Source organism: Haloimpatiens massiliensis, assembly GCF_900184255.1.
GTDB classification, from domain to species: Bacteria; Bacillota; Clostridia; order Clostridiales; family Clostridiaceae; genus Haloimpatiens; species Haloimpatiens massiliensis.
The window spans coordinates 152645-173248 of record NZ_LT854637.1; the positions used below are offsets into that span (position 1 = coordinate 152645).

The 20604-nt window shown below is 28.0% G+C and carries 18 protein-coding genes; 17 read left to right on the plus strand and 1 reads right to left on the minus strand.

The features are described 5' to 3' along the window. Positions 1-128: 128 nt before the first annotated feature. From C1715_RS03930 to C1715_RS03945, 3 genes are all read left to right on the plus strand, one after another. Positions 129-1022 carry an AraC family transcriptional regulator gene (locus C1715_RS03930; protein ID WP_180963982.1) on the plus strand — a complete coding sequence of 298 codons (894 nt, stop codon included), beginning with the start codon at positions 129-131 and terminating at the stop codon, positions 1020-1022. A 699-nt stretch (positions 1023-1721) separates the two neighbouring features. Next, entirely contained in the window at positions 1722-2996 is a 1275-nt protein-coding gene (locus C1715_RS03940) for a radical SAM protein (protein WP_102399349.1), read from the plus strand. A gap of 263 nt (positions 2997-3259) precedes the next feature. Further along, the gene (locus C1715_RS03945; RefSeq protein ID WP_102399350.1) at positions 3260-4099 is read left to right on the plus strand and encodes a TrmH family RNA methyltransferase; all 840 of its coding nucleotides are present in this window, start codon (positions 3260-3262) and stop codon (positions 4097-4099) included. Between the two features lie 163 nt (positions 4100-4262). Here C1715_RS03945 and C1715_RS03950 read toward each other — a convergent pair whose 3' ends face one another. Continuing rightward, the gene (locus tag C1715_RS03950) at positions 4263-5972 is read right to left on the minus strand and encodes a HAMP domain-containing methyl-accepting chemotaxis protein (RefSeq protein ID WP_102399351.1); all 1710 of its coding nucleotides are present in this window, start codon (positions 5970-5972) and stop codon (positions 4263-4265) included. Positions 5973-6435: 463 nt separating this feature from the next. Here C1715_RS03950 and C1715_RS03955 point away from each other — a divergent pair, with 463 nt between their 5' ends. From C1715_RS03955 to C1715_RS04010, 14 genes are all read left to right on the plus strand, one after another. Further along, positions 6436-7281 carry a S41 family peptidase gene (locus C1715_RS03955; RefSeq protein ID WP_242971880.1) on the plus strand — a complete coding sequence of 282 codons (846 nt, stop codon included), beginning with the start codon at positions 6436-6438 and terminating at the stop codon, positions 7279-7281. A gap of 6 nt (positions 7282-7287) precedes the next feature. Further along, positions 7288-7650 carry a S41 family peptidase gene (locus C1715_RS19695; protein WP_278320086.1) on the plus strand — a complete coding sequence of 121 codons (363 nt, stop codon included), beginning with the start codon at positions 7288-7290 and terminating at the stop codon, positions 7648-7650. A 204-nt stretch (positions 7651-7854) separates the two neighbouring features. Beyond that, complete coding sequence (locus tag C1715_RS19700) at positions 7855-8169, plus strand: MerR family transcriptional regulator (protein WP_242971881.1); 315 nt, start codon at positions 7855-7857, stop codon at positions 8167-8169. Positions 8170-8250: 81 nt separating this feature from the next. Next, positions 8251-8901, plus strand: coding sequence for a class I SAM-dependent methyltransferase (locus C1715_RS19705; protein ID WP_242971882.1), 651 nt, complete (start codon positions 8251-8253; stop codon positions 8899-8901). A 248-nt stretch (positions 8902-9149) separates the two neighbouring features. Continuing rightward, a complete protein-coding gene (locus C1715_RS03965; protein ID WP_102399352.1) occupies positions 9150-10598 on the plus strand; it encodes a UDP-N-acetylmuramoyl-L-alanyl-D-glutamate--2,6-diaminopimelate ligase in 1449 nt (482 codons plus the stop codon). 346 nt (positions 10599-10944) lie between these two features. Further along, positions 10945-11715: a DUF2087 domain-containing protein gene (locus tag C1715_RS03970; RefSeq protein WP_102399353.1), complete on the plus strand. Its 771-nt coding sequence runs from the start codon at positions 10945-10947 to the stop codon at positions 11713-11715. A 64-nt stretch (positions 11716-11779) separates the two neighbouring features. Next, on the plus strand, positions 11780-12292 hold the full coding sequence (locus C1715_RS03975; RefSeq protein WP_102399354.1) for a GNAT family N-acetyltransferase: 513 nt from the start codon (positions 11780-11782) through the stop codon (positions 12290-12292). Positions 12293-12531: 239 nt separating this feature from the next. After that, entirely contained in the window at positions 12532-13260 is a 729-nt protein-coding gene (locus C1715_RS03980; RefSeq protein ID WP_102399355.1) for a LytR/AlgR family response regulator transcription factor, read from the plus strand. Continuing rightward, positions 13253-13987: a sensor histidine kinase gene (locus C1715_RS03985; protein WP_102399356.1), complete on the plus strand. Its 735-nt coding sequence runs from the start codon at positions 13253-13255 to the stop codon at positions 13985-13987. Before C1715_RS03980 ends, C1715_RS03985 begins: the two co-directional genes overlap by 8 nt. Before the next feature lie 320 nt (positions 13988-14307). Next, positions 14308-16143 (plus strand): ABC transporter ATP-binding protein, encoded by a 1836-nt coding sequence (locus C1715_RS03990; protein WP_102399357.1) that lies wholly within the window; start codon positions 14308-14310, stop codon positions 16141-16143. Beyond that, entirely contained in the window at positions 16136-17998 is a 1863-nt protein-coding gene (locus tag C1715_RS03995) for an ABC transporter ATP-binding protein (protein ID WP_102399358.1), read from the plus strand. The genes C1715_RS03990 and C1715_RS03995 overlap by 8 nt, the downstream gene beginning before the upstream one ends. Before the next feature lie 247 nt (positions 17999-18245). Further along, entirely contained in the window at positions 18246-18695 is a 450-nt protein-coding gene (locus C1715_RS04000) for a LytTR family DNA-binding domain-containing protein (protein ID WP_102399359.1), read from the plus strand. Next, positions 18696-19133, plus strand: a complete 438-nt coding sequence (locus C1715_RS04005) for a DUF3021 domain-containing protein (RefSeq protein ID WP_102399360.1) — start codon at positions 18696-18698, stop codon at positions 19131-19133. 91 nt (positions 19134-19224) lie between these two features. Further along, complete coding sequence (locus C1715_RS04010) at positions 19225-20580, plus strand: hypothetical protein (protein WP_102399361.1); 1356 nt, start codon at positions 19225-19227, stop codon at positions 20578-20580. Positions 20581-20604: the final 24 nt, after the last annotated feature.

Below are 20604 nucleotides of genomic sequence, written 5' to 3' on the forward strand. Positions count from 1 at the left end.
AAATGTATATATGATAAAATATATTAAGATATATAATAGGTATCTACATTTCCTACATATTTGTACCTAGAATGCAGGGTAACTTAACATTGGCCTTGTTAGAATTGAATATGAAAGGAGGTCGTAATATGGGGTGGGCTCAAAGAATGGAAGCAACAGTGGATTATATTGAAAATCATTTGACTGAGGATATCATGTATGATGAAGTAGCGAAAATTGCTTGCTGCTCAATGCATCAATTTGGACGTGTTTTTTCCTATATTGTAGGTATATCTCTATCTGAGTATATTCGTCGCAGGCGATTAACCCTTTCAGCATTAGAGTTGCAAAGTAGCAATGCGAAAGTAATTGATATTGCAATGAAATATGGATATAATTCGCCAGATGCATTCACTCGTGCTTTTTTCACAATACATGGTGTAACTCCTAAAGTAGCGCGCGCTTTGGGAGTAAAGCTTAAAGCCTATCCACGTATCACCTTTTGTATTTCAATTAAAGGAGATGTAGAGATGGAATATCGTATTGAAGAAAAGGAAGATATAAATTTAGTTGGAACAGTTAAGTGTATAAAGAGGCAATCAGCAAATACTATAGCAAATGACTGGAAAGAATCTGCAGGTGAAGTTTGGACTACATGGGATGAATTTTTAAATGGTGGTACTGATGAGAAGATTGGCGATGTCTACAAGCTCTATCGAGCTCCTATGTGGCAGATGGGCTTTACGAAAACATTAGATAATGGAGAAACATTACTTGCAATAGGTGCTCAGGCAGATGAAAATGTTTTGACGGATCTTGATAACTATACTATTCCTGCTAGCAAATGGGCAATATTTACTGTAAGGGGTAGCCTTAGCGGTAAAGAACATCCAATTGATGAAATGTGGGCAAGAATAACAACTGAATGGATTCCAAACAGTGGATATAAAAGAGCAGCTGATTATGAAATTGAAGTATATCCTCCGGGAGACACAAGTTCCGATGAGTATATTTGTGAAATATGGATTCCTATTGATAAATAATACTTTGGAGTTAAAAAAAGTAAAGATACACCCGTTATGGCAAAGCTCATCACAAGCTTATGGAATGTTATTGTATATAGAAATTAAGATTTACGTAATAAACATAAAAGTTGAGAAAAAATTAAAGATATGGCTGAAGAATTTTTTTATAAGCGAATAGTATTAAGAAAATTGTATACGCAAAATTTATGGATTTCAGGCTACTACTCTTTTAAGGAGTAGTAGTTTTTTATTACTTGGCGTGATTATCAGTAGATAAAATATATATTTATAAAATGATAAAATTTACATTAAATAAAACAAAAAATGGGTTAAGTGTAAAAATAAAAAAAGATTTTTAAAATTTCTAGTTTTAAGAAGCTAAAGAACGTTAAGGTATCTTACTTTGATTTTACAATAAGTATCAAGTAAAAAAATATTTTACATTTATATAAATTATGTTACAAATATGGTATTAAATGTAATATAATATAAACAAGCTTTCTAAAATAGAAAGAAAGGAGGGAAGTAGAATGACAAAAAAAAGATTTTTACAATTTGTTGTAAAAGAAACTAAAAAACTTCAAGGGTGTGGTTGTCGTAGAAGTATCCCTGGTGACGAACCATACTAAAATCAAATAAAATGTAAAACTAAAAAACTTATTTGACTGCAAATATATATTTTTTATTTGCAGTCATTATCATTAGGAGGTGAAGTACATGAACTCAGTATATCTAGCTTTTTTAGACAATAGTAATCTACATTACTTTGGAGATTGTTCTATAGTTATAAGAGATACTGAAAAATACATGTTAGATGATATAGAAACATATATAGTAGAAAAGATAAATGGAGAAAAGACTATAGATGATATAGCAAAAGAAATTGATACTGAATTAGAGATTGGTAATTTTGCAGATGTTAGAGAAAAGATTTTTCAGTTCATTAATAGTAAAAAGGAGTTTATTTGTACTAATACTGTGCCGATACATAGTGAAATGTATGTAACAGGTAGCAAAAAAATAAAAATGCCTTATAATTTAATATTTAGTCTTACTAATAAGTGTCACCATAAGTGTATTCATTGTTATAAAGAATCTAGTAATGAAAAGGAAGAACATATATCCAAAGAGAGGATTTTAAAAACTCTTAATTTTTTAAAGGGCAATTTGAATAGTATACAGCTTACAGGTGGAGAGCCTATGTTGCATGATGATTTTTATGAAATCTTAGATTTTTGTAAGGAAAATTTTAAAACAACTATTACTACAACAGGTACACTAATAAATAGTGAAAATGCTCATAGATTTAAAGGATTAAAAAATATTCAAATACCACTATACTCAGCTAATGAAGAGGAACACGATAGGTTTACAAGAACTAAAGGATCTTTTAGAAAAGCCATAAGGGCTATTGAGGAACTTATAAAAAATGACATTTATCCATCCATAGGTTCTATTTTAGCAAAGAACTCTGTTAAAGAAGCAGAAGATTTAATAAATTTATGCATAAGACTTAATATAAAAAGGATAAGATTTGGATATTTATTTCCACTAGAAAGAGCAAGGAATACTAATAATGTTGAGTTATTATCAGAAAAAGAAATATTAAAAATACTTAATTCTTTAAAGATAAAGTATAGGGATAAAATAAATGTAGATTGTGATAAAGAAGAGGACTATAATCCAAAGTTTAATATAAATCAAGAAAGTGTACAACCATATTCAAATTCTAAATGTCTTTTATGCGGAGGAGGCACTTTTTCTTTAGCTATAAGTGGAAATGGAAACGTGAAACCATGCGAAATAATTCCTGATGATGTTTTTTCTATGGGCAATATAATAAATGAAGATATTGAAGAGATAATAACCAATGAAAAATTTGAAAATTTACCAATATGCATGAAAAAATGGCAGAGTGAATTGCAAAATGAAGGGAACGATATAGAAAGTGTATGTGCCCAGTTAAAAAATTACTGTCTTAAATATACGTAGAAACGAATATAATAATGCTAATGTATTTTATATCACAAAATACATTTCACGATACATGGATAGATAAGGAATATTTTCATTATAGGGATTGTGCAGAACTGTATTATAAATAACATAAACCTCAAAAAAGCTATCACTGAAGTAATGAAATAAGTGGTAGCTTTTTTGTAAAGAATAATATAGAATTGTTCTTTATCTATTATAGTAGTATAAAATTATATTAAAATGATTGTGTCAGTGTTTTTTAAAATTGAGGTGATACAATGAATTTAAATATTGAGGAGTTATATAGGGAGTTTTCTAATTTAAAATTTGTGGGCAGTAAGGAACCTTCAATAAGAAATATAAATAAATTAATAAAGAATAAAAAGGTTGAGGATGAAAACTTATTTGTTATAGAAGGATTATGGGCCTATGAAAAAATAATTAATAGCAATATAAGAATAAGAAATTTTGTGTTTTGTCCAGATTTTATTAAAAGCAAAACTATGCTTGAAATGGTTCGATTTATTGTTAGCGCAGCAGATAATTCACATTTAATATCAAGTAATCTATGTAGTAGATTAAGTAGTAGAAATAGTGGTGAGGGATTTTTTTTATTATGTAGTTTTCCGCGGTATAAACTTGATGATATAGAATTGAAGGAGAACAATTTGCTAGTAATACTTGATGGATTAGAGAAACCAGGGAATATTGGAACAATTATAAGATCTGTTGATGGTGCTGGTGGAGATGGAGTAATTATTTGTAATAGTAATGTGAGAAAAACAAATCAAAAATTAATAAAGTCAAGTATGGGATCTAGTTTTATGCTGCCAGTAATAAATAAGGATATAAATGAAATTATAATGTGGCTTAAAGCTAATAAATTTAAAATTATTAGTACTGATCTAAAGGCTACTAAAAATTATTATAATGCTGACTATAAAGGGAGGATTGCTATTATTGCAGGAAATGAAATACATGGTATTTCAGATACTTGGAATGAATGTCAATGTGAAAGAGTAATAATACCTATGTTTGGAGGAGCAGATTCATTAAATGTAGGAGTTGCAGCCACAATGGTTGTTTATGAAGCAAGTTTTTGTCAAAGAGGATTATGAAATTTTCCCATGTATTATTCAAGGGTAGATTATTAATTTTATAAAAGTGAGGTTTAAGGTGAAAAATTCTATTAAGACATAGAAATATAAAAGGGACTAGTTGTAAAATAAAAAAGATAACCGAAGGTTTTAAAAAATTTTGTTAAGACCTTCGGTTATCCATTTATATTTTGAATCTAGAAATTTCAGCTTTTAATTTAGCCGTACTATCCTTTGCTTTAAGAACTTGCTCTAGTACTTCAGTTGATTTATTGTTAACTTCAGATACTTTAGTAGCAATGTCAGTTGTTCCATTTGCTCCTTCATTTGCTGCTTCTGCAACTCCTTCTATAATTTTTAATACATTATTTATTGATGCTAAAAGTTCTTCTGATGTGGCGCTAAAATCTGTTACAATATTATCTATAAAATTACCATCCTTATTGTATTTGTCTGCTACTTTAAGCATTGTTTTATAATCATTATCTACGTCTGTTGACACAAATGTTAGTAGATTGCTAGAATGTTTTCCTAGATTATCTACATTTTCTGTTACTTTATCTGTGATATTTTTTATTTCAACTACTGCATCCTTTGATTGTTCTGCAAGTTTTCTAATTTCATCAGCTACCACTGAAAAACCTCTTCCTGCTTCCCCGGCTCTTGAGGCTTCAATTGCCGCATTTAAAGCTAAAAGGTTTGTTTGCTGTGTTATTTGCATAATAGCTTCTGAAAGTACGGATATTTGTTCTACTACTTTTGATTGTTCTATAGCTTTTTTTAGTGATGAACTTGTGCTTATAAATATATCATTACTTCTTTTTTGTGATGTTTGTACATTTGTTTGAGTTTCTTTAGCCCTAGTGTGTATTTCTTCAGCGTGTTGTGCTCCTTCTGTTGATTTTTCTGCTATGGAATTAACAGCACTTTCTATTTCTTTTGATGTAGCAGACATTTCTTCTGATGACGCTGCTGTTTCCTCCATGCTTGCAGACAATTCTTGAGTTGTAGCAGATACTCCTTCTATGTTTTCATTTAATTTTGACATAGAACCATTTATAGTATCTACAACTACTTCTATATTATCTACGTTTTCAGTAACGGACACCATAATGTTTCTTATATTATTTATGAATTTATTTATACTTTTTGCCAGTTCATTAATTTCATCTTTAGAATCAACTACAATCTCTTGAGTTAAATCTCCTCCCTTTTCGGAAAGAACATCTAACTCCCTTTTTAAAATATCCAATGATTTTGTTATAGACTTGATAATTACTATACCAACACCTACAGATACTAATGCTAAAACTATTAATATAATTAAAGTGAATTTTTTGGAATTTTCATACTGCCTATCTCCTTCTAAACTAGCATTTTCAGAGGCTTGTTTATTTAGTTGAGCTAATTTTAATAAAGTTGAAGATGCTGAATCGAAGGCTTCTTTTGATTCAGTATTTAATATTTTCATAGCTTCTTCTGTTTTTAATTGGTTGCTTAATACAGCTGCTTTTTTGTTTAAATCTAGATAGTGAGACCATTTATCTTTAACATCGTTAATCAATTTTTTATCTTTTTCAGCAGTAGCGGTGTTTTCGTATTTTTTTATAAATTCTTGTATTTCTTTATTTTTTTCTTCCATAGCTTTTTCTTTTGCACTCATTGTTTCTTTATTTTCAGCAATAACATGTTCATATTCCAGTATTCTGAAATCTGAAGTCAGAGTATTTAGTTCTTCTGAATATATAATACCTGGTATCATTTGCTGTGATATGATTGTAGACTTTTCATTTACTGTTTTTAATTTAACTAATGAATTTAAACCAATAAATATAATAATACTTAACAGTAAAAGAACTATAAAAGTGATTTTTGATTTGATAGTTTTTAACATAAAATTTTCTCTCCCCCTTATATAAATCTTAACATTTTACTATTTTTTATCTAAATATATCAATAATTATCATACACTGTCAAATTAAGATTAGCAAGTAATTGTTTTTGAGGAAATAAATAATTAAATTTAAATTATTAGCAAATAAAAGTTTAAAGTAACTCAATATTGTTAAATAAATAAAGTCACACCTCAGTTTACTATAAATAGGGTGTGACAAAAAAAGTTGTATTACAGCTAATATTATTTTTATAATCATATTACGATACTATGTATGTAAATTAACCTATTTAAAATATGTAATTAAAGTTAAAACTTGAGCCTATTTATATACAGGATCAAATTTTAACTCTTTAGAAGGTAGTATTTGTACAAGTATTTAAATAACTGTTAAAATATAGTATTATAGTATATATTAGAAAAATATAAAATATTATCTAAAACAAACAAAGGGGATGGGTATATGAGGAAAAAGTTTGCGCTAGCAATAATTATAGCATTCCTCTCAATTGCTTTAATTGGTTGTAGCAAGGGAGGAACTAAGGAACTATCTACAAAAGAAAAAGTGCAAGACTTTGAATATATGTATCAGGTAATAAAAGAAGGGTATCCTTATATTGATGTAAATAAGAGATTAAATAATGTAGATTGGTTAGCAAATAAAGATTCATATTTAAAAAGAATTAAATCTACTAGAAATGATAAAAAATTTATAAAAGAACTTTCACTAATATTAGCGGATTTGCATAATGGGCATACACATTTAGTCAATAATAAAGAATCCTACAGTATGATTAAAGACGGATATGGTAAACTAGGGTGGTATGATTTTTTTGATGATGATAAGGTTAAAAATAGATATGAAAAATTTGAAAGCCAAAATAAAAGTAAGGATGTAAGTAAAAAAATGTTCTCTAGTAGAGATTTGATACTTAAAGATGTAGTTAAAGATAAGGTTGGTTATATGTATTTGCCACAGATGACTCCAAGAAATAAATCAGTAGAAGAGGATATGAAAATTATTTCTGATTATATAAAAACTTTAGAAAACCATAAAGCTTTGATTATTGATATAAGAGGTAATGGTGGTGGAAATGATCTTTACTGGGAAAGTATAGTTTCTCTTATAGCAAATGAAGATATGGAAAGGCGAGGTTTTTCGTTATTTAGAAATAGTAATAAAATAATAAATGATTATGTTAATGCAAGAGGGATTTATTTAACACCTATGAGTGAATTGTCAGAGGAAGTAATAAATAACGCACCTAAAGAAATTTTAGATAAGTTTAGTGGATTTGTAAAATCCTAGAAAATTATAAAGAGTAATAATTCCAAATTCAAAGGAAAAATATATCTTCTTGTAGATAAGAGTGTATATTCTTCATCGGAATCCTTTTCGATATTTTGCAAGGACACTAATTTTGCAACTATAATCGGTACAACCACTGGTGGAGATGGTGGTGGTAGTGACCCAGTACTATTTGCTTTACCTAACAGTGGATTGATAGTTAGAATGTCTAGCAACATGTTTTTAACTAGGAATGGAAAATGCGATGAGGAATTTAAAACTACTCCTGATTTCCCAGTAGTAAATTGCAAAAGGACTAAAGATTTTAAGGGAGATAAGTGTATCAAAAAAGTTTTAGAACTTGAAGGCATTGGAATTAATGAGCAATAATAATATCATTATAATTATAATACATTAAATTTAACATATGTTTGTGTTAAATTAAAATTATGCAATTTAATATTTCCTAATAAAAATAATTTTAAGCAGTATTTAGAATTGAATTTGAATACAAAATATAAAAAATATATATTTCCTTCTTGACCTTAGTCTAAGACTAAGGTTTAGAATAACACTTGAAGGAGATGAAAGATTATGAAAAATTATTATAGTATAAATGAAGTGGCTAATATATTTGATATAACAACTAATAAAATTAGGTATTATGAGAAAAAAGGATTATTAGTTCCTTTAAGGGATGTAGATAATGAGTATAGAAAATTCACTTATAAAGATATAATGAAGCTGCAAGCAATATTATTATATAGATCAATAGGGTTATCAATTAAAGATATAAAAGACATAATGTTTAATAATAATAGCAGTAATTATTTAAATCACTTTAATAGGGAGTGGCAGATTGTAAGTAATGAAATTGATAGATTAAATGTTGTAAGAAATTCTCTTTAAAGCATAATAGATAATATTTATGAATCAGAGGAGTGTAGAGTAGATGATAATATACTAGATATTATAAAAAGTGCTAGTGAATTGAACAAAATTAAAAATAGTTGGAAGGACAGATGGGATTTTAATAGTTGGGCTGATACTTATGATGAATCTGTAATGAAAGATAAAGGAGTACTTAAGATATATGAAAATTATAACTTAATATTAGAAAATGTATATAATTTAGCTGTAAGTTCCATAATAAATGATTCTCGTATATTAGAGATAGGCGTTGGAACAGGGAATTTAGCTGGTAAATTTTTAGAGAATGATTATGATATAGTAGGAATAGATCAATCTAGAGAAATGCTTCGAGTTGCAAAAGAAAAATATCCAAAGTTAAAGGTTAGGTTAGGAGAGTTTTTAAAAATACCATACAGTGATAAATGTTTTGATATTATAGTGTCCACATATGCTTTTCATCATTTAAATAATGATGAAAAGTCTATAGCTATAAGAGAAATGCTTAGGGTATTAAGAGATAATGGAAAAATAATTATTGGAGATTTGATGTTTAAAGATAAACAGGAAGAAATAAATGTTCTTAAAGGGTTGTCTAAAGAACAAATAGATGAAGTAAGAGATGAGTATTATTCATATATTGATTTTTTAGAAGCTGAGTTTTTAAAGTTCAATAAGAAATTAAAGTATAAAAAAATAGATGAGTTTAACTATATAGTAAAAGTAATTTAAAGAGCGTACATGGATTTGTGCAAATCAAATCTATGTCGCTCTTTAAATTTATAATGGTATAAAGCATTTTTTACAATGTTTATGGCAATTTTAACTATAAAACTAGTAAAAAATATCAATATAATAGATTATATAAAGCTGTATTATAAAATATTATGTAAAAACTTATTTAACGTTACTTCCTGCATTTGTAGAAGATGGGAGTATTACCATAGGTAATCAAAGGATAGATTCATCGGAGGATATATATGAAAATAAAGGAATTATTAATTAATATTCCATACACAATAATGAGAGGCTCAGATGAAATAGATATCCACAGTATTTCATGGGATTCTAGAAGAGTTAAATCTAATGCATTATTTGTATGTGTAAAAAATAGAAATGTAGATAGGCATGATCATGCCAGTGCAGCGGTTAATGCTGGTGCCATTGCACTGGTTGTGGAACATGAAGTGCAGGATATTCCAGAGAATATTACTATTATCAAAGTTCAAAATACAAAAGTTATAGTAGCTAGTATTGCAAATACTTATTATAATGAGCCTTCTAAAAAATTTAATCTTATAGGTGTTACAGGAACAAATGGAAAGACTTCTGTGTCCATTTTTATATCAAAAATATTAGAAGGTCTTGGGCGTAAAGTTGGAGTTATTGGTACTATTGAAAATCGTATTGGAAATAAAACACTAAAAACCCAAAAGAAAAACCCCACAACTCCAGATGCTATTGAACTTCAAGAGTCATTTAATGAAATGATTGAATTAGATGTTAAAGATGTAGTAATGGAAGTTAGTTCGTCTGCACTGGATAATTATAGAGTTTATAAATGTGATTTTGACATGGGCATATTTACAAATTTAACTCAAGATCATTTGGAAGAGCATGGAACAATGGAAAATTATAAAAATGCAAAAATGAAATTATTTAAAATGTGTAGGCTTGGAATTATTAATTCTGATGATAAAGTTTCAAAGGAGATAAAACATAATGCTAAATGTGATATTATAACCTATGGAATCCATACCTCTTGTGATTTTAAGGCAAGAGATATATGTTATTCCCTTGAAGGTGTAAACTTTATATTGGATTTTCATGGTGTTTTAAAGAAAGTAAGTTTTAAAATTCCTGGAAAATTTAGTGTTTACAATGCTTTGGCAGCTATTGCAGCTTGTTATTTTCTAGGTATACCTTTAGATATAATTATTGAAGAAATAAGTAATATTACTGGTGTAGCTGGGAGGTTTCAGGTAGTTCCCAATAATAAGGACTATTTGACTATAGTAGATTATGCTCATACTCCTGATGCCCTTAAGAATGTATTGAGTACCGCAAGAGAATTAACTAAAAATAGGATTATTTTAGTATTTGGCTGTGGTGGTAATAGAGATAAAACCAAACGGCCTATTATGGGAGAAATGGGGGGAGAGTTTGCAGACATGTGTTTTATAACTTCTGACAACCCAAGAAATGAAAATCCTACAGGTATCATAAATGACATTGAAGTAGGAATTAAAAAAACTAACTGCATATATGAGAAAATTCAAGATAGAAAGGAAGCTATATATGCAGCACTTAAGGCCGCTAAAACTGGTGACATAGTTATTATTGCTGGAAAAGGACATGAAAATTATCAAATTGTTGGGGAAAAACTTATACACTTTGATGATGCAGAGATAGTAAGGAGTTTTAAATGAAAATATATTTTAATTTGGATATTATACAATAATTTTATCTGTCTAAAAGAAGAATTTCTAAAATTAAATTTAAATAGTTTCTTTGCTCCTTATGCAACTCATTCCAGAGAAATTTCATAATTCAAGTAATGTAATACTTTTTGTGGGATAATTATTGTATATTATTCGCCATAGGAAATATATGGAAAAATTATAATAGTAGCTCTTAAAAAGGGCTACTAATTTTTGTGTTAATAATTAAATTATATATAGACAAAATGAATAAAAGTTTATTTATATATAGACAAAATCCTAAAATTAACCTATAATTTATATAGAAATATATGAAATAGGGGAGTTGAATAGTATGAAGGAAAATAATAAAGAATTATTTTGGGATGCGACTATTGAAGAGGTGAAAAAAGGGTATATAGAGTTAGAGGAAGGCTATAAATGTATAATTTGTGAGGAAGAATTTGCAAAGGGAAGAATATATGAAATAGATTCTATTCTTTATGATTCAAGAAAAGCTGCAGAGATTCATATATTAAAAAAACATGGTTCTACTTTAGAATATTTATTAGGGATGAACCCAGCATTTACAGGGATATCACAGGTGCAAAGAGACCTTTTAGTACTAATGGCTTCAGGATTAACTGATAAGGAGATTGCCGAAAAGTTAGGTGTAGCACAGTCTACTATAAGAAATCATCGCTATAAGTTACGTGAAAAAGAAAAACAAGCAAAATTATTTTTATCTATAATGGAATTACTAGCATTAAACACAAAGAAAAAGGTGAATAAATTGGATAAAGATACTCTATGTGATGCACACAAAACAGCAACCACACTAGATGATAGATATAACATTACTGATAAGGAAAGAAAAAGTACAATTAAAATTTATATGGATGAAAGTGGAGCTATAAAAGCATTTCCTGCTAAGGAAAAGAAAAAATTAATAATTTTATCTGAAATAGTTAAGAATTTTTCTAAAGGAAAGAAATACTCTGAAAAGGAAATAAATAGAATTTTACAAAGAATATATGAGGATTATGCAACTATTAGAAGGTCACTTATAGAGTATGGTTTTCTTGAACGTTCTAATGATTGTAGTAGTTACTGGGTAAAAGAATAATTTAAAAATAGGTTAAAATTTGATTTTATTAAAGTAACACGTTGTTAATTGGGGGAATTATATAATGCAAAATATTAATTTAGTAAATGGATATATGATTAAATATCTTTCAAAAGAGTACAGTAATATTGTTGAGAATTTATGTGAGAAATGTTCAGATTATTATATATTGCACCAGGGGACAATACCATCTAAAGAAGAGATAGATGAAATATTTATTAGTTTGCCACCTAATAAAAATTATGAAGATAAATTTGTTTTAGGAATATATAAATTTCATGAATTAATTGGTATAGTTGATATTATAAAAGATTTCCCAACTATAGGGGAATGGATGCTTGGATTAATTCTTATTGAACCAGAGGAACGAGGTAATGGATTAGGTAAAATGGTACATGAAGCATTGGCTATATGGGCAAAAGATTTAGGAGCAAAGTCGTTTAGAATAGGAGTAATTGAAGATAACGATAGGGGGATTAACTTTTGGTCTACATTAGGATATAAAAGCATAAAAAAAGTTAATATGAACTTTAAAGTGAAGAGTCATGTAGTAAATGTTATGAGATTACAATTCTAGAACATCTTAAGTTTAGGACTACTGAATTGATTTATTTAATTAAATAAAATTATATGAAAAAGCACAACCTATTCTTGGTAGGACGCAGTGCTTTTTTCATTTGTCTTAAGATTTAATTTAGACATGTAATAATTATTAAATTCAAATTCTAGCAATCAAAATTCATGGAGCTAAGTAATTTACAAAATATTAATGAACATACATAAATATGTTATAATTCATTATAGTGGGGTGAGAAAATGCTAGATAGAGTGAGTATTGCTATTATTGAAGATGAAAAGGTACAATTAGAACTTTTAAATAAATATGTTGAAAAATGGTCAAGCTCTAAGGGCATAAGGGTAGGCATCGAAGACTTTTATAATGCTGAAAGCTTCTATTTTAAATGGAGTATGGACAAAAGATATGAAATACTTTTATTAGATGTTCAAATGCCAGGAAAAAACGGTATTGAACTTGCCAAGAAGGTACGAAATGAAAACAGTGATGTAAAGATAATATTCATAACAGCAGTTACTGATTATATTCAAGCAGGCTATGATGTGGAAGCAATAAATTATTTAATAAAGCCAATAAAAGAAGAAAAGCTATACGAATGTTTAGATAGAGCCTTAGATAAAATTTCAAAGGAAGAAAAAGCAATTCTTATAGAGGCAGAGGGTGAATTTAATAAAATAAATCAGAAGGATATACTTTACATCGAGGCTTTTGCTCATTATATAGAGATAAATACCTTGCAGAATAAATATACCACTAGAAAAAGCATAGGGACTATAGAAAAAGAGCTGGATAAGAATATGTTTGTAAGATGTCATAGATCCTATGTGGTGGGACTTAGGCATATAAATTCTATAAAAAGTACACAGTTAGAATTAGATAATGGAGAAATTATTCCTGTAAGTAGGAGAAGATATCAGGATACCAATGTGGCATTTATAAAGTATTTCAGAGGTGATATAGATGAGTAGTAGGGGTATTATCCTTATAATTGCAGCTATTATAATTTTAATTGTTCTCTTGTTTTTTTTAATTAGATACATACTATTTAAATTAGTGGACAAGCGTATTTCTGATTATCAAGATGATCTTATAGCGAAGCACTATAACGAGGTGGAAAATATTTATAGAAAAATGAGGGGCTGGAGGCATGATTATCACAATCATATACAGACTATGAAAGCGTATCTTAAATTAGGAAGATATGAGGACATGAAAAATTACTTCAACGATTTAGATAAGGATTTGATCCAAATAGATAGGGTTTTAAAAACAGGAAATATAATGGTGGATGCAATACTGAATAGTAAACTATCCCTAGCAATTAGCCAAAAGATAAATATAAATGCTAAGGCAATAGTGCCTAAAAACCTTCAAGTAGCAGATATAGATTTATGTATTATCATTGGAAACTTAATGGATAATGCTATGGAAGCTGCTCTTAAGATAGAAAATCCTGACGAAAGATTTATAAGGGTATACATAAGAGAGATGAAAAAGCAGTTATATATTTCTATAACAAATTCTAGTGGAGGAAAAGTTAAAAAGACAAGTTTAGGATATGTAAGCACAAAAATAGGGATAAACCATGGCTTTGGACTAAAAAGAGTAGATAGCATTGTGGCTAAATATGATGGATTTATAAATAGGCAAAATGAAGAAGGTGTATTTGCAACGGAGATTATTTTACCTATATAGTACCATTGGTGTTTTAAATATAACCATTGGTGCTTTTTTTTATATATTAAAATCTTCGTATTGATATTATATAGTTAGGGAAATAAATGGAGATCTGTAATTTGTAATCAATGATCAATGTACGGATGATCATTGATGAATTATGGATAAAAAATTTAGAATTTAAAAGTGAAAATGAAGGATAAAACTTCATATGAGTTTTTAAAATTTAAATTAGGAAACTGCTGTATAAATTCCAACTTAATTCTAGATTTTAAAGTTTACATTAACTAAGTTAATTGCAGTAGTATTACAAAAAATATAAAAAGGGTGATGATGTTATGAGTGAAAAAGTTCAAAGGGATAAACCTAAATATTCAACATTTACTAATACTATGTATTTAATAAAAAATATCTGGAGATGGGATAAAACTTTATGGTGGTTAGTTATTGTGCAGATCCCAATAACAGTTATTATTCCACTTATAGGTATATATTTGCCTAAGATAGTAATAGATTCTGTAACTTCTAATTTGTCAGTTTCTAAGCTTATGATAAATTTAGGCATACCTGTTGTTATAATGATCTTTTTGAATATAATTTTAAATACTACAGAATCTATAACTTATTTTAGAAAATCGCCTTATAGATTTAGATATATTCAATTAATAATGAATAAAGCAATGGATACAGATTATGAGAATACAGATAGTTTAAGGGGGCAAGAAAAGTTATCTAGAACAGACAAAGCACTTATGAATAACCAAGCTGCTGCGGAGGCAATAGTAGAGGTTATAATAGAATTATTTTCTAATATGATCGGGTTTGTAATATATGCAGGTATAATAGTTACTATTCATCCTTTCATAGTTATATTTATAATTTTATCCTCAGTAATAAATTATTTTATAGGAAGGTATGTAAACAAATATGAGCACAAAAATAAAGAAAATATAGTGCCAATGGAAAGGAAAATAGAGTATATAAGAAAAAGAACAGGAGACTTTAAATCCTCTAAAGATATAAGACTTTATAATATGTTTCCTTGGTTTAAAAGTATGTACAAGATTTTTCAAAAGAAAGAAATTTATTTTAAAAATAAAAATATAAAAAGAAGATACTTTGCTAATTTCATTGATGGAATACTTCTTCTTTTAAGAGATGGAATAACCTATGGATTTCTTATATATTCAGTTATTTATAGAGGTATGGCTATGGGGAATTTTGTAATGTATTTTGGAGCTGTAGCTGGATTTTCTACATGGTTATCAGGCATCGTAAAAAATATTAATACCTTAAATTCCTTTAGTCTTGATATATGTGATTTGAGAGAGTATCTAGAGATGGAGGATAAGATGAATAGAGGACAGGGGATAGAGATTCCTGCCTATGGAATGCCCTGTGATATTGAACTTAAAAATGTATATTATAAATACGGTGGAGCTGAGGATTACACTATTAAGAATATGAATCTGCACATAAAAAAAGGAGAAAAATTAGCATTAGTAGGGGTTAATGGAGCAGGTAAAACCACTTTAGTAAAGCTTATATGTGGATTATACACTCCTACAAAAGGACAAATATATATAAATGGTAAGAAAAGCAGTCTTTACAATAGAGATGATTACTATACTTTGTTTTCTGTGGTATTTCAAGAGATGCATGCTTTGCCTACATCTATTGAGAAAAATATCGCACCAGATATAGAAAAAAATATAGATGAGGATAAAATGCAAAGGGTTCTTAACTTGTCAGGTCTTATGAAAAAAATAGAGTCTCTACCTAAGAAAGAGAAAACTCCAATGGTTAAATCTGTGCATAAGGATGCAGTGGAACTATCAGGAGGAGAGATGCAGAAATTAATGCTTGCCAAAGCACTATATAAGGATGCTCCAATTATAATATTAGATGAGCCTACAGCAGCACTGGACCCTATAGCTGAAAATGAAATTTATCAAAAATACAATGAACTTACAAAAGGACATACTTCCATATTTATATCCCATAGGTTATCTTCTACTAGGTTTTGTGACAGGATAGTGTTTATTGAAAATGGAGCGGTAAAAGAAGAGGGAGACCATTATAGCCTTATGAATAAAGAGGGAAAATATAGAAAGATGTACGACATGCAGAGCTACTATTATAAAAATAATGTAGGAGGAGAGAAATATGCGTAAAAGAGATTTTAAAAAACAAATTAAAATATTAAGATTTAGTTTAAAGGAAGTTTATAAATTACAGCCTTGGATGCTCCCTGTTACTATATTCCACTCACTTTTTAAATCGTTATCTCCTTTTATAAATATATATATGTCTGCATTAATTATTGATGAACTACTTGGACATAAGAATATTCATAATCTTAAGGTGTTGGTAGGAATAACTATAACTTTAAATTTAGGGGTTTATCTTATTTCTAAAGCACTTGAACATTTAAAAGATTTACTCATGGAAATTGTATGTGAAAATCGAGATATGAAATTAAGTGAAAAGATAGCAAATATGGACTATGAGTATGTGGAAAACTCAGAAGTACACAAACTCTACACAAAGATAAGAGAATCTCAAAATTTTAATGGAGGGGGTATATCTTATATTATTGTATGGGGTATAGGAAAATTTATAAAGGGTTTAGTTACAGTTATAACTTCTATTGTCTTGATTATAGAGTTATTTAAGCCCAATGTTATAGGAGGATCCTTATCATTTATAAATTCTAGAGGGTTTTCTTATGCTTTTTTAATTACAATTTTTTTAGGCATAACAATTAGTTTAAAATTAGTATCTAAATCAGAAAAAAATATATTTAAGTGGTTTAATAAAATAATGGATATGAATAGAGTGTGGGGATTTTATTGTGAAATGAATTCAGATTATAATGCAGGAAAAGGAGTGAGGTTATACAATGAAAAACCAATAATTAATGAAGGATTAGAGAGTTTTGGTAAAAATTCAACAAAATTGTTTAACAAAATGGGTAATATGAAGGCAAAATATAATGCATTTGATGCATTAATATCATCACTTTCTAGTGGTATGGTATATTTCTTTGTTGCATTAAAGGCTATAGTCGGCGCTATAACCATAGGCAGTATAGTCAAGTATGTGGGAAGTATAAATCAATTTATGACTGGAAGTAAAGAAGTTCTATCTTCTTTTAATGAAATTGTTAATAATAATAAATACGTAGAACTTTATTATGATTTTTTAAATATTAAAGGACAAAAACATAATGGAACCCTTCCAGTAGAGAAGAGAAACGATGATGAATATCAGATGGAGTTTAAAAATGTATCTTTTAAATATCCAGGGTCAGAGACTTATGCCCTAAAGAATGTTTCTATGAAATTAAATATTGGGGAGCGCCTTGCAATAGTTGGAATGAACGGCTCAGGAAAAACCACTTTTATAAAGCTTCTTTGCAGATTATATGACCCAAATGAAGGGGAGATATTATTAAATGGTATAAATATAAAAAAATATAATTATGAGGAATACATGAGCTTATTTTCAATAGTATTTCAAGATTTTAAATTATTCTCCTTTTCTTTAGGACAAAACGTTGCAGCAACAACAGATTATGATGAAAAGTCTGTAGTGAATGTAGTAGAAGAGGTTGGACTAAAAGAAAGATTAAATACTATGCCTAAAGGGGTACACACATCCTTATACAAAGACTTTGATGAAGAAGGAATAGAAATTTCAGGCGGAGAAGCTCAGAAGATAGCCTTAGCTAGAGCTTTATACCGTAATGCACCTATTATGATACTAGACGAGCCTACAGCAGCACTAGATCCTATATCAGAATTTGAGATTTATTCTAAGTTTAATGAAATAGTAGGCACAAAAACCGCTTTTTATATATCACATAGACTTTCATCTTGCAGATTCTGTGATGAGATAGCAGTATTTCATGAGGGAAGAATAATTCAAAAGGGCAATCACGAAAATCTAATAAAAGATGAAGAGGGCAAATACTATGAGTTGTGGAATTCACAAGCTAGGTATTATAACGAAAAGGAAAGTGCTTAGGTTTTAGGAAAAATATAAACTAAGGTAGTAGTTCCTATAAAATTAGGAGCTACTATCTTAGTTTATATTTTTTTTACGATAAAGATTATTAATCCTTATATTTTACCGCTTATTTGAAATAGACTACCGCTTATTTATAATCAGTAGTCTATAGGGGTAATTATTATTATAATAAGTATATAAGAGAAATAGCTATGAAGCAGTGGTAGTTATTTAATGAAGAAGCATCTTATAGGGAGGTGAAAACTTGAAAGTTGATATTCAGGTAGATTCAAAATATGAAGAAACTAAAGTTGTCATATATACCTCAGAAATTACAGATGAAATACAGGAGGTAATAAACAGTCTAAAAAAAGCTGGAAAGAAGCATATTTTAGGCACTAAAGGAGAGAAAATCTATATTTTAAATCCTCAGGAGATTTCATTTTTTTATAGTGAAAGAGGAAAAGTGTTTGCTCAAACGGATAACTTATATTATGAAGTTAAAGAAAAATTGTATGAATTAGAGGAAAGACTAAAGGGCACGTCTTTTGTAAGAATTTCGAAATCCTCTATCGCTAATGTGAACAAAATCAAAAACTTAGAAATGTTTTTTAATGGAAGTATGTGCGTAAATTTTATAAGTGGTAAACAGGAATATATATCTAGAAGATATATGAAAAATGTTAAAGAATATTTTAATATGGGAGGAAGATAAATGAGTTATGTAAAAAAAGCTTTGCTAAGAGGGTTCTATGGCATAACTATAGGAGTATTTATAAATCAAGTTATTTTTGTAATGATGGCTTTAAGGGGAAGTTTTCCTGCGGATGTGTCTGTAAGTATTATGGTTAGCCAGTTTGTTATATCATCTCTTTTAGGATTTGGAATTGCAGCTTGTTCTGTTATTTTTGAAGTAGATAATTGGAGTTTGTTAAAACAAACGGTTGTACATTTTATATTATTTAGTTTCATATATTTTCCGGCTGCTGTTTGTGGTAAATGGATGCCTGATAATTTAAATGGAAAATTAATATTTATATTAATTTATATATTAATTTATGTATGTTATTGGTTTAGTTTTAAATATTATTGGTCAAGAAAAGCTAGAAAAATTAATGAAGAGATAAAATTAAGAAGAAATAAACTACAATAACATAATATAAAACTTGGCTTGTAAAGTAGATATCTATTAGAAGTATACGATAAATAAAGAGAATATAAAAAATATAGTAGGTATTGAATTTATGAGTACAGTTTTAAATAAATTAAACAATATAAAAATTTTAGATAAAGAAGATATAGTAACTATTAAAAATTATATAGATAATAAATATTCTGAAAATGTATCTTCCAAAAATTCACAAATACTTTCTCATACAATTAGCAGTATTATATATAATAATTTAAAAGGATTACCAGAAGAATTAAAGTCAGATATTAAGAAAGAGGTATTAGTGAATCTTCTTATTAATGGTAAAAAGATAGTTACTTTTAAAGATGTTTTTGAAATTTGTATAAATTATAATGGGATAAGGTATGATTTACCGGAGAAGTTGGTAGATTGGATTAGTTTAAATACAAAGATGGAGTTTACAACAAGTGATCTTCAGCAGTGTTTTAAAGACGTAGGTTTTAAAGATATAAATGTAAATATTTCAACAAATGAAGATAAATTAATAAATCAAGACATTTCAGTAAATCAAAATAAATTTATAAATGAAAATATATGTTTGAATAATCAATATGAATTAGCAAATAAAAACACGTGTTTAAAGGATCAATATGAATTAGTAAATGAAAATTCATGTTTAAAAGGTCGAGATGAATTAGCAAATGAAAATTCATATTTAAAATATAAAAAGGAATTAGCAAATAAAAATTTATGTTCGAAAGATCAAGCTTATAAGCAAAATAATGAGAATACTCTACTGCACAGTAATATAGAAGAGTATAAAAAGTCTAAAAATTATTTAATAAGAGAATTGCTATATTGGAAAAAGTTTAAAAAAATACAAGTAATAGTTATTGTAACTATTACTTGTATTATATTACTAGGTGGTATAGGGAAGGCTTATTATTCTAATGTGAGTGGGAAACAGCAAATAAAAGAAAACACCATGGTTAAAGATGAGAAAAATAAGAGCATTGCAAGTAAATATGTAAATTCGCATATGCCTAAATATATGAGATATAAAAAAATAAATGAAGTAAAGTTAAAGGAATTTTTATGCAAACGTAGTTCTCTTTTAGCTGAAGAACCATATTTTTCTACTATACTTTCTATAGCAGAGGAATTTAATGTAAATCCAATTTTACTTTTTTCCATAACAGGTCAGGAACAAAATTTTGTGCCGAAAAATAGTGCTAATTCAAAAAAGATAGCTAATAATCCGTTTAATGTATATCATAGCTGGATGGAATATAATACAGATATAGATGATAGTACAAAAATAGCTTCAAGAACAATAATTAATTTATCTAAAAATATGCCTAAAGATGAAGATCCCTTTAATTGGATAGGCAAAAGGTATGCGCAGGATAAGGGATGGAGTAAAGGTGTAAAGGCTATCTTTAAAGAATTGACTGAATATGTGAAATAGGATTTACGGACTAATTTGAAAATA

Excerpts from the sequence above, each read along its gene's own strand:
- C1715_RS03940 (WP_102399349.1), top strand. The coding sequence starts at position 1,722 with ATGAACTCAGTATATCTAGCTTTTTTAGACAATAGTAATCTACATTAC.
- C1715_RS03995 (WP_102399358.1), top strand. The coding sequence starts at position 16,136 with ATGCGTAAAAGAGATTTTAAAAAACAAATTAAAATATTAAGATTTAGT.
- C1715_RS03930 (WP_180963982.1), top strand. The coding sequence starts at position 129 with ATGGGGTGGGCTCAAAGAATGGAAGCAACAGTGGATTATATTGAAAAT.
- C1715_RS03975 (WP_102399354.1), top strand. The coding sequence starts at position 11,780 with ATGCAAAATATTAATTTAGTAAATGGATATATGATTAAATATCTTTCA.
- C1715_RS03980 (WP_102399355.1), top strand. The coding sequence starts at position 12,532 with ATGCTAGATAGAGTGAGTATTGCTATTATTGAAGATGAAAAGGTACAA.
- C1715_RS03970 (WP_102399353.1), top strand. The coding sequence starts at position 10,945 with ATGAAGGAAAATAATAAAGAATTATTTTGGGATGCGACTATTGAAGAG.
- C1715_RS03985 (WP_102399356.1), top strand. The coding sequence starts at position 13,253 with ATGAGTAGTAGGGGTATTATCCTTATAATTGCAGCTATTATAATTTTA.
- C1715_RS03965 (WP_102399352.1), top strand. The coding sequence starts at position 9,150 with ATGAAAATAAAGGAATTATTAATTAATATTCCATACACAATAATGAGA.
- C1715_RS19700 (WP_242971881.1), top strand. The coding sequence starts at position 7,855 with ATGAAAAATTATTATAGTATAAATGAAGTGGCTAATATATTTGATATA.
- C1715_RS03990 (WP_102399357.1), top strand. The coding sequence starts at position 14,308 with ATGAGTGAAAAAGTTCAAAGGGATAAACCTAAATATTCAACATTTACT.
- C1715_RS04010 (WP_102399361.1), top strand. The coding sequence starts at position 19,225 with ATGAGTACAGTTTTAAATAAATTAAACAATATAAAAATTTTAGATAAA.
- C1715_RS03945 (WP_102399350.1), top strand. The coding sequence starts at position 3,260 with ATGAATTTAAATATTGAGGAGTTATATAGGGAGTTTTCTAATTTAAAA.
- C1715_RS04005 (WP_102399360.1), top strand. The coding sequence starts at position 18,696 with ATGAGTTATGTAAAAAAAGCTTTGCTAAGAGGGTTCTATGGCATAACT.
- C1715_RS03950 (WP_102399351.1), bottom strand. The coding sequence starts at position 5,972 with ATGTTAAAAACTATCAAATCAAAAATCACTTTTATAGTTCTTTTACTG.
- C1715_RS03955 (WP_242971880.1), top strand. The coding sequence starts at position 6,436 with ATGAGGAAAAAGTTTGCGCTAGCAATAATTATAGCATTCCTCTCAATT.